We start from the raw sequence: 15,064 nt of genomic DNA, 5'->3' as shown, positions 1-15,064 counted from the left end.
ACAGCCCGGCGCTCCGTTTACAACCACTTCTCACCCCATAAACAAAAATGCCGTGCAGCGCTAACTGAACGGCATTAAGCCGCGCGGGCTGCCTTTTTTCGTTCGGCGTCAGGAACTCACGACGACTTGCGCGGCATCCCAAGCCCACCGAGCAACGCCGCGAGCGGCTGTTTCGGCGCGCTTTTGCGCTCGGGTTCGACCGTTTCCTCGTGACGCTTCATCGCCGAAGGCGACGGCTCGTACGGCTTCAGGAAAAATTCGTCGACGGGCTGCTGACGGCCACGCGGGCGATCGTGCGCGCCCGCCGGACGGCGCCGCGAACCAGATTCGTCGCGCGAGGCATGACGATGCTCGGTCCGCTCCGGGCGGCCCAAGCGCTCATCGCGACGCGGCGCCGATCCGTCGCGGCGCGCACGCTGCGTCACTTCGAGAGTTTCGACTTCGAGCGGACGCTTGATCAGTTTCTCGATGTCCGCGAGCTGCTTGCGCTCGTTCGCGCTACACAGCGACAGCGCATCGCCCGACGCACCCGCACGCCCGGTTCTGCCGATACGGTGCACGTAATCTTCCGCGTTGAACGGCAAATCGAAATTGATGACGGCCGGCAACTCGGCGATATCGAGACCGCGCGCCGCGACGTCGGTGGCGACGAGCGCCTCGATCTCGCCCCGCTTGAACGCGTCGAGCGCCTGCATGCGCTCGCCCTGCGTGCGGTCGCCGTGAATCGCCGTCGCAACGATGCCGTCGCGCTCCAGCACGCGCGCGAGCCGGCTCGCGCCAATCTTGCTGTTGCAGAACACGATGACCTGCTTCAACTCGCGCTCGCGAATGAGTTGCGAGACCGCGCCGGACTTGTCGCTTTCATGCACCTCGAAGACGATCTGGCGCACGTTGGTGGCGGTCGAATTGCTGCGCGCGACTTCGATCGTCTGCGGATTGCGCAAGTACGTGGACGCGAGCTTCTTGATTTCCGGCGAGAACGTCGCCGAGAAGAGCAGCGTCTGACGCTCCTTCGGCAACAGATTCAGGATGCGCTGCAGGTCGGGCAGGAAGCCCATGTCCAGCATGCGGTCGGCTTCGTCGAGAACGAGCATCTGCACCTGGCCGAGATTGACCGTCTTCTGCTGCACGTGATCCAGCAGACGCCCGGGCGTCGCGATCAGGATCTCGACGCCGCGGCGCAACGCATCGGACTGCGGGTTCATATCGACGCCGCCGAACACCACCGTGCTGCGCAGCGGTGTGTGCTTCGAGTAAGTCTGCACGTTGGCGGCGACCTGGTCGGCGAGCTCGCGCGTCGGCGTGAGCATCAGCGCGCGCACCGGATGGCGCGCGGGCGAGGCGCTCGTGTTCGCCGAGGGCAGCAGGCGCTGAATGATCGGCAGCGAGAAGCTCGCGGTCTTGCCGGTGCCGGTCTGCGCGGCGCCCATGACATCGCGGCCCGCGAGGACGACCGGAATCGCCTGCGCCTGGATCGGCGTGGGCGTGGTGTAGCCGGACTCGCTCACCGCTTTCAGGATGTCGGCGGACAATCCGAACTGGTCGAACGTCGGCGCGTCGGCCCCTGCGGTGGACGTGTTCGTGGCGGCGGAATCGGACATGGTGACTATATTGGCTTTCGCTAAAGTGCCGCTCGATGCGGCGCGCGTAAAAAATCGGTCGAATCGTTCGGTCGATCGTCGCGACCGGTTGCTTACGCGGATGGGTTTCGTTGGCGCACGCGGCGCATCACTCAGGCACGAAGTGCGCGCTAGACGGGGCGGCCTGTTTCGAGCCTGACTCGCCCGTTCCGGTACGCGAGCCCGCGCTCCGATAGGACACGGCTTCGATGACGCCTTCAAGGCACGCGGCATCGCCGATTTTCTGGAGCGGCGGTTCGCTCGAGGCCCGTGTACCGCTCAAGCCGGCACCGAACGGCGATGCCGGAAAATCCGGAATCCGGTCCGGCAACGATTTCACAGCCGGAAAGCCGCACATTGTAGCACCGCACGCGAGTACGCTCGCGCGGCGCGACAGCGCGGTCCGACCTTCTTCCATCATGCTGCGCGCCTACTTCTTGCGCGCCTCGCAATCCGCGAGCAGGGGCGGCGAGTCCTTCGCGGCCATTTCGTCGTACAGGTTCGCCTGCGAGCCCTTGGTCCACCACGTGTACTGATCGGCGACGTATCTCGCGCCGGATCCCGCGACCACGTTGACGAACAGCAGCTTGCGCCCGTCGACGGTCAGCGCCGCGAAACTCTGACGATTGCGCGTGTTCGTGTACTGCACTGACACGCTTTTGCCGTCCTTGCAGTCGTAGCGGGTCGTCTGCGTCGACGCGGTCTGGATCTGCGGCACGGTGAGCGGCATTGCAACGGCCGATTGCGTGACGAGCAATGCGAACGTGAGTGCGATGGGTTTCTTCATCATCCGATTTGCGATGGTTTCGAAGTCGATGCGAGCGCAGCGATCACGGATCGATCACGTCCGCGCATGCGTCGGTCGGCGCCGCCGCGACATGCCCAACGACCGGCACGATCTTCAGTCCCGCCGAGGCGATACGGCACGGCGCCGCGGCAAGCCCGCAGCCTGAAAGTCCCAGCGAAACCGCGACGAGCGCGGCCAGTGCTTTCCATATCACGTTCTCGCTCCCGCCGGCGCCTGTGGGCCGGTCATCTGGCCGAAACCGGCCGCACCTTGGACGCCGCGAGTTTCGCGCGCTCGCGCGCCTCGTCGGTGTCGGCCCCCGTCGCCAGCGCGACGCCCATGCGGCGCTTCACGAAGCTCTCCGGCTTGCCGAACAGCCGCACATCCGCCCCCGGCACGGCGAGCGCTTGCGCCACGCCCTCGAACGCGATGCCCGCTTCATCCAGACCGCCGTAAATCACCGCGGACGCGCCCGGCTCGCGCAGGGCGGTATCGACCGGCAAGCCGAGAATCGCGCGTGCATGCAATTCGAACTCGGAGAAGCGCTGCGTCGCGAGCGTGACGAGGCCGGTGTCGTGCGGACGCGGGCTCACTTCGGAGAACCAGACGTCGTCGCCGCGCACGAAGAGCTCGACGCCGAAGAGCCCGCGCCCGCCGAGCGCGGTCGTCACCTTCGCGGCGACATCGCGCGCTTTCTCGAGCGCGGCGGGGCTCATCGCCTGCGGCTGCCACGATTCGACGTAATCGCCCGCGACCTGCACGTGCCCGATCGGATCGCAGAAGTAAGTTTGCGTTTCGCCGCTCGCGGGGTCCGCCGCCCGCACGGTGAGCTGCGTGATTTCGTATTCGAAGTCGATGAAGCCCTCGACAATCACGCGTCCGTAATTCACGCGCCCGCCTGCCATCGCGTAATTCCACGCCGGTTCGACGTCGGCATCGCTGCGCAGCACGGACTGCCCCTTGCCCGACGAGGACATCACCGGCTTCACGACGCACGGAAAGCCGATCTTCGCGATTGCCGCCTTCATCTCGTCGAGCGATTGCGCGAACGCATAGGGCGATGTCGGCAGGCCGAGCTCCTCGGCGGCGAGGCGCCGGATGCCTTCGCGGTTCATCGTGAGCTGCGTGGCGCGCGCCGTCGGGATGACGGTCGCGAGTTTCGCCGCTTCTATTTCGGCGAGCGCGTCTGTCGCGATCGCCTCGATCTCCGGCACGATCAGATGCGGCTGCTCCTTCTCGACGAGCGCGCGCAGCGCCGCGGCGTCGGTCATGTCGATCACGTGCGCACGATGCGCAACCTGATGCCCCGGCGCGTTCGCATAGCGGTCGACCGCGATCACTTCCACGCCCAGGCGCTGCAACGCGATGATCACTTCCTTGCCGAGTTCGCCCGCGCCGAGCAGCATCACGCGGGTCGCGTTGGCGGAAAGCGGCGTGCCGATGCGCCACGCATCAGGACGGATTGAATCGGTCTGCATGAGTGCTCCAGGGATCGATCGGTGACGAGGCCAGTAAAGCCGAAAGCGGCGGAATTGGGCGCGATGTTAACACGCAGCGCCGACCGTAACACTCTGCCGTCCGGTCTATTGACAGCGTCCTCGCAAACCGTGTTGACACGAAAATGTCGACGGGAATTCCCGCGCATTGCCGATCGATGACAGCCGCGGACGGTCAAGTCGAACATTTTGTTGCTCGTGGGCGCTAGACAAATAGTAGGACGCGTGCGATACCCTTACGGTTTCGCCTGCTTCAGGATCATCGATGCCCATGCATTTCCTTCGCGCATACGCTCTTCGTTCGGCGCGCTCATCGTCAGGTTTCCTGTCGCGCCGCAAAGCGGCGCTTTCGCTGGCGTCCCGCGCGTGCGCATTCGTCGTCGCGGCGACGGTCGTCTCCGGCTGCGCGATGCCGAAGCACCCCGATGCGAGCGCGCCGCCCACCGATCCTTATAATCCTGCCGCCACGCAATTACTCGACGACACGCAATGGGAGCTCACGAGCTGGACCGACGCGAGCGGCCAGCCGCGCGCGGTGCCGCACGCGGGCGAGAGCGACGCGCGGCCGATCACGCTCGATTTCTCGACCGCGAATGGTCATCGCCAGGCGAGCGGTTTTTCGGGCTGCAACCGTTTCGCGGGCGCATACGCACTGAAGGACGGCAAGCTCACGTTCGGCCCGCTCGCCGGCACGCGCATGGCGTGCGTGCAGGGTGCGGGTGCCGCGCTGGAGCGGCCCTATCTCGAGGCGCTTGCGCATATCGCGAAAAGCGGCGTGCAGATGAACCCGCCGCAAACGCTGCAACTGACGCTCGACGACGGTCAGGTGCTCATCTTCTCGGCTCGCGCGAAGTGATGTGTTGCGTACATGCGGCACGCGTGTCGTGCCTGCGCGGCGCCCGCGCGGTTGCCGTTAAACTGCTCGATCGAACAGTCCGGCCGGCAGGCGCGGCCGAGTGGCAGTCTCCGGGTCACAACCTGATTCGTTTCACCCAACATTGATTCAATCTCAAGCATGCACATGGTAGTTCTCGGCTGGTTCGGTGCATCGGTCGTCTGGTTTCTTCCGCTCTTCTGGCGCATTGTCAAGCTCGCGCTGCCGGGCAGCGCAGGCGTGCGCGGCCCCGGCACGATCCGCCTCTGGCTCGGCTTTATCGGAGTACTGCTCGCGAGCAGCACGCTGGAAGGCGCGCTCGCAAACTCACTCGAAACGCAGGTGAACATCAACCGCTGCGGGCGCGCGCTCGCCACAGCGTTGAGCGGACCCGCGCATCTGGGCGGCGCAGCCGCGCTCGCGGCAATCGTGCTCGCGATATGCCTGCCGTGGCTGATCGAATTCAGCTGGCGTTCGGTGCTCGCATGGGCGGACGAAGCGTTCGGCTTCGGCCTGCCGCAAAGCTGGCTCACGCCGCGCGAGCGCGAAAGCGAGTCGCGACAAAGTTCGCCTGGCCGCGACAAGACTCGCAACAAGGCGGGCAACTGGTTCGAACGGCGCGCGCACGCAAGAGCCGCGCGCGATACGCAGGAACGCGCTCATCGCGCGGAGCGTTTCGATGCGCCGCCGCCCCGCACGTCGCACGACGAGCCGACGCTCGGTCTTCCGACCGCCCCCCGGAGCAGCCGTTATCAGCGGCCGACCGTGTGGCGCCCGCCTTCGAACGGCAAGAGTGCCAAACGCACGTCGATGGCCACCGCGAGCGCCATCGCCACCGCCGAGGCTTACGCGAAGCGCCCCGCGTTCGAGGCGGCCGGTGTCCCGCGTCCGGTGACGCAGATCGAGCCGGTCGCGCCTTCGGACTGGCTGAATCCGTCGGCGTCATCGGCGAATCGCGAGGCCAGCGCGCCGTTCGGGGCGCGTCGGGCGTCCGCGTTCGAACCTTCGGGCTCGGGCTTGCGCGCGTCTGTCGCCGTCGACAAGCCGCGCATGTCCGCGCCGCCGACGCCCGCGCCTCGCATGGATCGCCCGCGCAGTCCGGTGACGTCGATGCCCGCGCAACGGCCGTCAGGCGCGGCGAGCATATCCACGTCCGTCGCGACGGGCGTGAGCGCCGCGCGTAGAACGCCTCTGCCTCAGGCGCCACAGGGCTTCCGACGTGCGCCATCCGTGCATCCCTCCGCGGTCGGTGCGACGCGTGAATTCGCGCCGACACCGCTCGCCGCACCGGCGTTCTCGCGGCCGGCCACACCGCTCGGGCCGCCCACGCCGCCGCCCGCGCCCGAAGCGATTCAGGCGACGTTGCGATCCATCGAGGAAAAAACCGCGCTGTGGACGTCGCTCGCGGGCGCGAGTCTCGCTCGCGGACATGTGGCGATGGCGCGGGCCGGCCAGTCCGACGTTCAGCCGAACGCCGAGGAGGTGAAAGCGTCGACGACAGCCGACGAAGGCATCGTCGGAACGGTGCCCGAACCGCGCATCGAGCCGCAGGTGCCGCCGCCTGAAAAGGCCCGGGAAATCGAAGCGCGCATCGAGCCCGCGGCGCCCGTGCCCGCACCGATCCAGCAATTCGACGCGGCCATCGAGGCTGTGACGCCGCAGCCCGAACGGGTCCGGGAAGTCCATCCGCACATCGAGCCGATGGCACCCGCGCCCGAAAAGGTCCAGGAAACCGAAGCGCGCATCGAGCCGCCTTTGATCGACGCGCACGTGATCGCCCCCGCGCTTGTCGAGCCCCCGCCGCTCTTCGACTTGCGCCCGCCAGAACCGCCGGCCCCCGCCGAGCCGAACGCGGCCGAGGCAAACGCAACGCAAGCGCCCACGCGCATTCACTTGCCGTCCGAACCGGCACTGCCTCGCCCGGCCGAGACGGCGGCGCTTCCGCCCGTCGCGCGACAGCCGGAACAAGCACAGGACTCGCGCGATCTCGCGCCGACGCCGCCGTGGCTCGACATGCCGGAGTCCCGCGCAGCCCACAGCGAGCCCCCTGCCCCGCCGCTCTTGCGCGTCGCCGACGAGCCGGACGATGTGCTCGACATGCCGGAGGACGAGCCGCAACCCGTCGCCGAGCGCCAGGTCGCCGGCGACGAATTCGCATCGCCGTCGAACATCGTGCGCTTTCCGGTCGTCGCGGCCGCCCCGGTCGTCGCGCCTCCCGTCACGAGTCAGCAGGCCGCGACGCCGCCCTCCTCGCCCGAACCGCGCCCGCCGGTGCGCGGCTCCGCGCCGACCGAGTTCGAGTTCCATGCGCCGCACGCGTCGGCGGTGGAATTGCCGACGCTCGATCTGCTCGAACCCGCGTCCGGCGAAATCGAGCCCGTCTCCGAGGAGCATCTGAACGAAACCGGCCAGTTGATCGAGCAGCGTTTACAAGAATTCAAGGTGCCGGTGACGGTGGTCGGCGCGTCCGCCGGTCCGGTCATCACGCGCTTCGAGGTCGAGCCGGCGCTCGGCGTGCGCGGCAGCCAGATCGTCGGGCTGATGAAGGATCTGTCGCGCGGCCTCGGCCTCACGTCGATCCGCGTCGTCGAAACGATTCCCGGCAAGACCTGCATGGGCCTCGAACTGCCGAACGCGAAGCGCCAGATGATCCGCCTCTCGGAGATTCTCGAGGACGACGTCTATCGAACGTCGAAGTCGAATCTGACGATCGCGATGGGCAAGGACATCGTCGGCAATCCGGTCGTAACGGACCTCGCGCGCGCGCCGCACATGCTGGTCGCGGGCACGACGGGCTCGGGCAAGTCGGTCGCGATCAACGCGATGATCCTCTCGCTGCTCTACAAGGCGAAGCCCGAGGACGTGCGCCTCATCATGATCGATCCGAAGATGCTGGAGCTGTCGGTCTATGAAGGCATTCCGCATCTGCTCGCGCCGGTCGTCACCGACATGAAACTCGCGTCGAACGCGCTCAACTGGTGCGTCGGCGAAATGGAGAAGCGTTACCGGCTGATGTCGGCGGTCGGCGTGCGCAACCTGCAAGGCTTCAACCAGAAGATCCGCAATACCGAGGCCGCAGGCAAGAAGCTCACGAACCCGTTCTCGCTCACGCCCGACGCGCCCGAGCCGCTGTCCACGCTGCCGCTCATCGTCGTGGTCATCGACGAGCTCGCGGATCTGATGATGGTCGCGGGCAAGCAGATCGAGCAGTTGATCGCGCGTCTCGCGCAGAAGGCGCGCGCGGCCGGCATCCACCTGATTCTCGCGACGCAGCGGCCGTCCGTCGACGTGATCACCGGCCTCATCAAGGCGAACATTCCGACGCGCGTGGCGTTCCAGGTCTCGTCGAAGATCGATTCGCGCACGATCCTCGACCAGATGGGCGCGGAATCGCTGCTCGGCGCGGGCGACATGCTGTTCCTTCCGCCCGGAACGGGCTATCCGCAGCGCGTTCACGGCGCGTTCGTCGCGGACGACGAAGTGCATCGCGTGGTCGAGCATCTGAAGCAGTTCGGCGAGCCGGAGTACGAGGAAGGCATTCTGTCCGGCCCGACCTCCGAAGGTGGCGGCGCCCAGGATCTCTTCGGTGAAACACCCGACGCCGAAGCCGATCCGCTCTACGACGAAGCCGTCGCCTTTGTCGTGCGCACGCGCCGCGCGTCGATTTCGTCGGTGCAGCGGCAGTTGCGCATCGGCTATAACCGCGCGGCTCGCCTCGTCGAACAGATGGAAGCGGCCGGCCTCGTCTCGTCGATGAGCAACAACGGCAACCGCGAAGTGCTCGCGCCGCCCGGCCCGGCGGACTGAGCGTTACCAGAGCCGCAGGCGGCGCAGCAGAAAGATGGTGATGGCGGCACAGCCCGTCATCACGCCGACCACGATCCAGAACGACGCCGGATCCTTGGTCCCCGGCAAGCCCGCCACGTTCATGCCGAAGATGCCCGTCACGAGCGTGGCGGGCAGCAGCAACGCGGACATGATCGCGAGCCAGAGCAGCTTGCGGTTGATGTCCTCCGACAGCGCCGTGGCGATTTCATCCTGCAACAGCTTCGCGCGTTCGTAGAGACCTTCGAGACCGCCGCCGAGGCCGTTCAACACCTGAATCGCCTGCACGAGCGCTTCCATCGAGCGCGGCTCGGCCCATTCGAGGCGGCGCAGTACGAGCTGCGTCAGCGCGTTGCGCTCGGGATCGATGAACCGCTTCACTTCGACGATGCGCCGCCGCACGTCGCCCAACACCGCGCGGCATCTGGAATGGCTTCCTTCGAGCACGCTTTCCTCGACATCGTCGAGACAATCGCCGATTTCGTCGATGCGGTCCGCGAAGGTATCGTTCAGCGCGCGAATGAGTCCCGCGAAGAGGTCGACGGTATCGCGGAATATCGCGCCTTCGAGGACCGCGTGGCGCAACCGGTCCGTCGATTGCAGCGGCCGTGCGCGCACGGTGATCATGCGATGTTTGTCGACGTAAAAGCGCAGCGCGCCGGTCGCACGGTTCGCTTCGCGCGCGCCGGGCGCGGCCGCATCCGGCGTCTTCGCGACGAGTTCGAGGTCCGCGACGACGCCGTACATGAAGTTCGAACCGATATGCACGCGCGGACGCTTGTCCTCGCCGTTCAGGAATTCGCGCGCGACATCCGGCATCGACGTGACGCCTTCGAGCCAGCCCTCGACGGTGTCGTCGTTCGCCGACAGATGCAGCCACGTCGGGCCATTGCCCGCGACGGAATCGCGCGCTTCGTCCCACGTCAGCCGCAGCGCCTCGCCGCCGGCAAAGCTGAACGCGCTGATGAATCCCGGCGGCGCCGGCTCGTTGCGCTTGAGCGGGCGCTCGCGCGCGTCGAATGTTTGAGTCATGTTCAATCTTGCATTTCCTGCTATTGCCTTTCGGTTTCCTCAGGGCATCTTCAGTCAAATGGGCGCGAAAAGCGCTTCGGAACCGCATCGTACTAGAACTCGTAGCGCCCCCAGAAGAAAGCGACGTCGCCATCGTTCAGGCCGGGGATGTGCGGGATGATCGTCGCCATGACGGACGCGCGCCGGTAGCGTATCGAGCCGAGCGGCAGCGGCAGGTAATGAGCGATGTCGCTGCGCGCCGTGCGCCGACGAAGAACCCGCCGCCCGCCTGCAATCCGCCGAGCACCGGTTTCGTGTACCACTGTCGTGCGTAGCCGCCGATCGGTTCGAAGTTGTGATGCGAATCCGAAAAAGCGAACGCGAAGAGGATGTCCTCGTTGCCGTTCGCATCGGTCCAGTGCTTGCCCGCGCCGCCGCCGTATGACCACGGGTTGAGTTCGCTGCGATTGTCGAGGCCATCGATATGCCAGCCGTAACCGGCTATGTAGAGATCCCATGTGCCGTCGTGCGCGACGCGCATCACGCGCTGACACGCCGACGACATCCACTCCCGCTTGAAATCGCACTCCTTGTTGTCGTCCGCCCGCACCGCGAGCGGCGCGCACAACATCGAAACCATGACCGCCTTGAGCAGTTTCTTTTTCATCGTCGTCGGACAGCATGCCGCGGTGTGGGTCGCGGCTCGTCGGCCGCTCTCGTCGCTCCGACATCGTCACGACGGCGATACGAACTTGAAATCGACCGGCGAGCCAATCGACAGTTGCTTCGGGTCCGACGCGAGCTCACCCGTCTGCGGATCGCGGCGGAAGAAGTACGCGCTGTCGGTTTCCTGATTGCCGACGACGAGCCAGCGCCCGGTCGGATCGATCGCGAATTCGCGCGGCGTCTTGCCGAGCGTCGGATAGCGTTTGACGAACTTCAGACGGCCGTTCTTCGGGTCGACCGAGAACTGGACGAGCTCGTTGGCGTCGCCGCGATTGGTCGCGTAGAGGAAGCGCCCGTCCGGCGACAGATGAATCGCCCCGCCGCCGATCTTCCCTCTGAAGCCGGGCGCGATCATCGACGCGATCTGGGCCTGCGTGAGATTGCCGTCGCGGTAATCGAACACGAGCACCGACGCGTTCAGCTCGGTCGTCAGATAGGCGTGCTTGCCGCTCGCGTCGAAGATCAGATGGCGGGGCCCCGAGCCCGCCTTGATCGGCGTGTAGCGCGCTTCGGTCGGACCGAAGAGGCCGCGGCTCGATGCGGACGGATCGGCCGTGTAACGGTAGGCAAACACCTTGTCGACGCCGAGATCCTGCGCAAAGAGATATTTGCCGTCGGGCGAGAACACGGTCGAGTGGACGTGCGAATTGTCCTGCCGTCCCTTCACCGGTCCGCGGCCTTCGTGATGCACGGTCAGCACCGAGCTGCCCACGTGGCCGTCCGAGCCAAGCGGAAAGACCGCAAAGCTGCCGCCCGGATTCGAAGCGACGGAGTAGTTGGCGGTCAGCAGATATTTGCCGTCGGGCGAGAGCGCGAGGTAGCACGGATCATTGCCGTCCGACGAAACGCGGTTGAGAAAGCTCAACTGCCCTGTCGCACGATCGAAGCGAAAGGCGCTCACGCCGCCGCGCTGCGTCGCCGGTCCGTTGTCGCCGGGCAATTCGTTCACTGCATACACGTAATTCCGGTCGCGGCTCACGACGAGATACGACGGATTGACCGTCTGCGCCGACGCGATGCGGGACAGCTCACCGCTGCTCGTGTCGAAACGATACACATAGATGCCTTCGCTCTTGCCGCCGCCCGTATAGGTGCCGATGAGCAGATCGTAGACTTCGCCCGGCGACCCGTTCATCGTGGCCGTGCCGCTCGCCGCACCAGGTGCGGGGGGCGTCGCAGCCGTTTGCGCGAAGGCTTGCGCGGCCGCCAGCGAGAGCATCAGCGCGACGCCTTTCGCCCACGCGACGGGCCTTCCGCGCATCGGGCGCGCGTCTTGCAATACGGACCTGGGCGAATTCGCGCCGCTGGGATGGCTCGGGTGCATGAAACCTCCTCATCGTCTCTTTGCTGCGTGTTATAGGGGCGACGCGCGAGTTCGCCGGCATCGCAAGGCCCAAGGACGTGCGAGAGCAAATTCCGCTCCAAACGGCGTACATCGCCAACGAGAGCGATGGAGTTCGCCGCCGAAGTACGCCACGCGCGACAGGCCAGCCGACACGATTCGAACCAACAACAGGAGTTGCCGCGATGACTATCCACCTAAGCCTTGGCCCGCTCGTCTCGCTGATCGCCGGGATCCTGATTCTCATCATGCCGCGGTTGCTGAACTTCATCGTCGCGATCTATCTGATCGTGATCGGGCTGATCGGCCTGTTCGGCATGGGATCGGCCCATTTCTGACGGGCGCGCGACTGTCGTTGTGACGCCGATTCACGTCGGCGGTTCCGCGTGCGGCCCTAAACGCGCACGCGCGCACACGGCCCGACACGCGCGTGCGCACAGTGTCACGAAAGAAGGACAGGCGTAACGAACGTAGCTTCGTCAGCCGTTAGCAAGTTGATCGAGACGCAGGCGTCCTTGCAGCGACAACGCCCCGACCGAAACGCCGCCGGCGCCGAAGCTGTATCGGCTGAAACAGCCGCGTTCCGTGAGGAATGCGGCGGCGGTTTCCATCGCGTTGCGTGACAGACCGAGATGCTTGTGATCGAGCGCGAGAAGTGCCTCCGCATCGGAGACGTGGCTTGCGGCGGAAAGAATGGCGATGCAGTCGGCTTTCGACGGATAGAGCATGGGTTCTGTTCCTCGAAAACGCTACGTTAGGGAGCGGCCGGACAGTGCGCAGAGCAGCTTGCATGACCCGCGTGCGCATCGCGCCCGGATCATGCGTGAAAGACGCGCGAAAGGCGCAAGCGTTTCAGTGTCTGGAAGTAACAAAGGAAACGGCACCGTGACCTTTCACGAAACTTCATTCTAAACATCAGGCGAATGCTTTTTCAACGGCGCGCTGGACGGTTCGCTAGTGCTTTTCCGCCAACGCTGCGCTCGTTACTGTCGCGCAGGCCGTTGCGCGAGGTCGTCACGCGCGGCCCGGTTTTCTGCTTGCCGCGAACGATTGGGGCAGAATGCGGCCAGAAAGGTGCGTGGCGTGCGTCGCGTCATTCGTCCACGACGCCGCGCTTTGCTCGGGGCACGCGCGTCCCGAACATTTTGCTCAACCCGCGGCGCGTTTCGATTCGACATGCGCCGCCAGCAGGAAGATGTTTCGCTTATGCCAGCACTGATCGAAGACTATGCGATGGTCGGCGACGGCCATACCGCCGCCCTCATATCCCGCGACGGCTCCGTTGATTGGCTCTGTTGGCCACGGTTCGACTCCGGCGCGTGCTTCGCGGCGCTGCTCGGCACGCCCGAGCATGGCCGATGGCTCCTCGCGCCCGAGATGCCCGACGGCGAAATGCCCGTCACCAGGCGCCGCTATCGCGACGACACGCTGATCCTCGAAACGGATTTCGAAACACCGCAAGGCGCGGTGACGATCGTCGACTTCATGCCCTTGCGCAACGGGCATTCGGAGCTGGTGCGCATCGTGATCGGCCGACGCGGCACGGTGCGCATGAAAATGGAGCTCGTGTTGCGCTTCGATTACGGCTCGGTGGTGCCTTGGGTCTGCCGCCTGCCCGACGACAGCGGCATTCGCGCGATCGCCGGGCCGGATCTCGCGCTGCTGCGCACGCCGGTCGATCTCGTGGGCGAAAACATGCGCACTACCGCCTCTTTCGACGTGACCGCCGGCGAGCGCGTGCCCTTCTCGTTGTGCTATTCGCAGTCGCATCTGCGCCTGCCGCACGCGTCCGATCCGCATACCCAACTCGCGCGCACCGAGAATCACTGGCGCGAATGGTCGGGGCAAAGCGAGCTCGAGGGCCGCTGGGCGAGCGCGATCCGCCGCTCGCTCATCACGCTCAAGGCGCTCGCCTACGAGCCGACCGGCGGTATCGTCGCTGCGCCCACGACTTCGCTGCCGGAGCAGCTCGGCGGCACGCGCAACTGGGACTATCGCTACTGCTGGCTGCGCGATGCGACCATTACCCTGCTCGCGATGATGCGCGGCGGCTACTACGACGAAGCCCGCGCGTGGCGGGCGTGGCTGGGGCGCGTGATGGCGGGTTCGCCGTCGCAGATCCAGATCATGTACGGCATCGCGGGCGAGCGGCGCCTGCCCGAGTGGGAGATCGCGTGGCTTCCCGGCTACGAGGGCGCGTCGCCGGTGCGCATCGGCAATGGTGCGGTCGATCAGTTGCAACTCGACGTCTACGGCGAAGTGATGAACGCGCTGCACCTTGCGCGCGTCGGCGGCCTTCAAAGCGACGAAACCGCCTGGTCGATCCAGTGCGCGATGCTGCAGCACCTCGACACCATCTGGGAGGAGCCCGACGAAGGCATCTGGGAAGTGCGCGGCGGCCGCCAGCACTTCACGTTTTCGAAGGTCATGGCCTGGGTCGCCTACGACCGCGCGATCAAGTCGGCGGAAAAGTTCGAGCTGCCTGGCCCGATCGACCACTGGCGCGCGATGCGCGCGCGCGTCCGCGCCGAGGTGCTGAAAAAGAGCTGGAATCCGGCGCTGAACTCGTTCACGCAGGCCTACGGCAGCGATGCGCTCGATGCGAGCCTGCTGCTCATCCCGTTGCTCGGCTTTTTGCCGCCAAACGATCCGCGAGTGACCGGAACCGTACATGCGATCGAGACCAATCTGACGCACGATGGCCTCGTCAAGCGTTATCACACCGCCGAAGTCGCGGACGGGTTGCCGCCCGGAGAAGGCACGTTTCTGGCTTGTAGCTTCTGGCTGGTCGACAATCTGGCGCTGCAGGGCCGGATCGATGAAGCGCACGCCATGTTCGAGCGCCTCGTCGGTCTCGCGAACGACGTCGGGCTGCTGGCCGAGGAGTACGACACGGTGGCGAAGCGCATGGTCGGGAATTTTCCGCAGGCCTTCACCCACGTGGCGCTGGTGCACACCGGGATGAACCTGATGCGTCACGAGCAGGAGATGGCAAAGGCCACGGGCCAGCCATCCGGCTCAGGCAATCACGACGAGCCGGAAGCGCAAGCCGAGATCGATGCTGCGACAGGAAAGTCTTAAATAACTGTTTTGTTTGGTGAAATTGGTGTTTGGCGGTTATATTGTTGCAATGCACAAATAATAAGTTACAGCGATCTGTTGTTTCCAGGCCGGCAAATTCGACCGATCGGTTGAAATCAATGCTTAATGCGCGGAAAATCTTGCCCGCGCCGAGTCAAGGTTGTCCGGGCGTCGGTATTGCGCGGTTGGTAGTGCGGGAAACGCAGGCGGGAAACGCAGGCAGGAAACGCAGGCAGGAAGCATCGCAGTAAAGACAGTGCCCCGGCAGCATGGCAACAACTCGCCACGCTGCGGGGGGTCATC

Annotated in this window: 13 protein-coding genes and 1 pseudogene; 4 read left to right on the top strand and 10 right to left on the bottom strand. The window is 65.7% G+C overall.

Annotated features, from left to right (window positions below; all coding sequences use genetic code 11):
* Positions 1-116: 116 nt before the first annotated feature.
* The 5 genes from NCT32_RS04340 to purT form a co-directional block, all read right to left on the bottom strand.
* A complete protein-coding gene (locus NCT32_RS04340; protein WP_061121760.1) occupies positions 117-1,601 on the bottom strand; it encodes a DEAD/DEAH box helicase in 1,485 nt (494 codons plus the stop codon).
* 127 nt (positions 1,602-1,728) lie between these two features.
* A complete protein-coding gene (locus tag NCT32_RS04335; protein ID WP_250489927.1) occupies positions 1,729-2,040 on the bottom strand; it encodes a hypothetical protein in 312 nt (103 codons plus the stop codon).
* Between the two features lie 9 nt (positions 2,041-2,049).
* On the bottom strand, positions 2,050-2,409 hold the full coding sequence (locus tag NCT32_RS04330) for an MliC family protein (protein WP_250476487.1): 360 nt from the start codon (positions 2,407-2,409) through the stop codon (positions 2,050-2,052).
* Positions 2,410-2,449: 40 nt separating this feature from the next.
* On the bottom strand, positions 2,450-2,620 hold the full coding sequence (locus NCT32_RS04325) for a DUF6726 family protein (RefSeq protein WP_250476486.1): 171 nt from the start codon (positions 2,618-2,620) through the stop codon (positions 2,450-2,452).
* A 31-nt stretch (positions 2,621-2,651) separates the two neighbouring features.
* Positions 2,652-3,884 (bottom strand): formate-dependent phosphoribosylglycinamide formyltransferase, encoded by a 1,233-nt coding sequence (purT, locus tag NCT32_RS04320; RefSeq protein WP_061121762.1) that lies wholly within the window; start codon positions 3,882-3,884, stop codon positions 2,652-2,654.
* Positions 3,885-4,167: 283 nt separating this feature from the next.
* Here purT and NCT32_RS04315 point away from each other — a divergent pair, with 283 nt between their 5' ends.
* Positions 4,168-4,758 carry an META domain-containing protein gene (locus tag NCT32_RS04315; RefSeq protein ID WP_061121763.1) on the top strand — a complete coding sequence of 197 codons (591 nt, stop codon included), beginning with the start codon at positions 4,168-4,170 and terminating at the stop codon, positions 4,756-4,758.
* Between the two features lie 159 nt (positions 4,759-4,917).
* Complete coding sequence (locus tag NCT32_RS04310) at positions 4,918-8,583, top strand: DNA translocase FtsK (protein WP_061121764.1); 3,666 nt, start codon at positions 4,918-4,920, stop codon at positions 8,581-8,583.
* A 3-nt stretch (positions 8,584-8,586) separates the two neighbouring features.
* Here NCT32_RS04310 and NCT32_RS04305 read toward each other — a convergent pair whose 3' ends face one another.
* The 4 genes and pseudogenes from NCT32_RS04305 to NCT32_RS04290 form a co-directional block, all read right to left on the bottom strand.
* Entirely contained in the window at positions 8,587-9,633 is a 1,047-nt protein-coding gene (locus NCT32_RS04305) for a transporter (protein ID WP_061121765.1), read from the bottom strand.
* Between the two features lie 92 nt (positions 9,634-9,725).
* On the bottom strand, positions 9,726-9,935 hold the full coding sequence (locus NCT32_RS37450; RefSeq protein ID WP_250489926.1) for a hypothetical protein: 210 nt from the start codon (positions 9,933-9,935) through the stop codon (positions 9,726-9,728).
* A gap of 2 nt (positions 9,936-9,937) precedes the next feature.
* A pseudogene (locus NCT32_RS04295) lies at positions 9,938-10,153 on the bottom strand (antimicrobial peptide resistance and lipid A acylation PagP); the annotation flags it as partial.
* Between the two features lie 192 nt (positions 10,154-10,345).
* Positions 10,346-11,599: a lactonase family protein gene (locus NCT32_RS04290; protein WP_250489925.1), complete on the bottom strand. Its 1,254-nt coding sequence runs from the start codon at positions 11,597-11,599 to the stop codon at positions 10,346-10,348.
* A 266-nt stretch (positions 11,600-11,865) separates the two neighbouring features.
* Between NCT32_RS04290 and NCT32_RS04285 the strand changes: the two genes are divergently transcribed.
* Entirely contained in the window at positions 11,866-12,018 is a 153-nt protein-coding gene (locus NCT32_RS04285) for a DUF3096 domain-containing protein (protein ID WP_074168899.1), read from the top strand.
* 141 nt (positions 12,019-12,159) lie between these two features.
* Here the strand turns inward: NCT32_RS04285 and NCT32_RS04280 are convergent, their stop codons facing one another.
* Positions 12,160-12,408, bottom strand: a complete 249-nt coding sequence (locus NCT32_RS04280) for a hypothetical protein (protein ID WP_061121767.1) — start codon at positions 12,406-12,408, stop codon at positions 12,160-12,162.
* A 478-nt stretch (positions 12,409-12,886) separates the two neighbouring features.
* On the opposite strand from NCT32_RS04280, the gene NCT32_RS04275 reads away from it, so the two are divergent.
* On the top strand, positions 12,887-14,761 hold the full coding sequence (locus tag NCT32_RS04275; protein ID WP_061121778.1) for a glycoside hydrolase family 15 protein: 1,875 nt from the start codon (positions 12,887-12,889) through the stop codon (positions 14,759-14,761).
* The last annotated feature ends 303 nt before the right edge of the window (positions 14,762-15,064 follow it).

Source organism: Caballeronia sp. INML2, assembly GCF_023631365.1.
GTDB lineage: Bacteria > Pseudomonadota > Gammaproteobacteria > Burkholderiales > Burkholderiaceae > Caballeronia > Caballeronia turbans.
The sequence above is the reverse complement of the archived record's forward strand: the minus strand, read 5'-3'. Positions and strand labels throughout refer to the sequence as shown.

Coding starts and splice junctions, on each gene's coding strand:
- NCT32_RS04340 (WP_061121760.1), bottom strand. CDS start 1,601: ATGTCCGATTCCGCCGCCACGAACACGTCCACCGCAGGGGCCGACGCG.
- NCT32_RS04335 (WP_250489927.1), bottom strand. CDS start 2,040: ATGATGGAAGAAGGTCGGACCGCGCTGTCGCGCCGCGCGAGCGTACTC.
- NCT32_RS04330 (WP_250476487.1), bottom strand. CDS start 2,409: ATGATGAAGAAACCCATCGCACTCACGTTCGCATTGCTCGTCACGCAA.
- purT (WP_061121762.1), bottom strand. CDS start 3,884: ATGCAGACCGATTCAATCCGTCCTGATGCGTGGCGCATCGGCACGCCG.
- NCT32_RS04315 (WP_061121763.1), top strand. CDS start 4,168: ATGCCCATGCATTTCCTTCGCGCATACGCTCTTCGTTCGGCGCGCTCA.
- NCT32_RS04310 (WP_061121764.1), top strand. CDS start 4,918: ATGCACATGGTAGTTCTCGGCTGGTTCGGTGCATCGGTCGTCTGGTTT.
- NCT32_RS04305 (WP_061121765.1), bottom strand. CDS start 9,633: ATGACTCAAACATTCGACGCGCGCGAGCGCCCGCTCAAGCGCAACGAG.
- NCT32_RS04290 (WP_250489925.1), bottom strand. CDS start 11,599: ATGCGCGGAAGGCCCGTCGCGTGGGCGAAAGGCGTCGCGCTGATGCTC.
- NCT32_RS04285 (WP_074168899.1), top strand. CDS start 11,866: ATGACTATCCACCTAAGCCTTGGCCCGCTCGTCTCGCTGATCGCCGGG.
- NCT32_RS04280 (WP_061121767.1), bottom strand. CDS start 12,408: ATGCTCTATCCGTCGAAAGCCGACTGCATCGCCATTCTTTCCGCCGCA.
- NCT32_RS04275 (WP_061121778.1), top strand. CDS start 12,887: ATGCCAGCACTGATCGAAGACTATGCGATGGTCGGCGACGGCCATACC.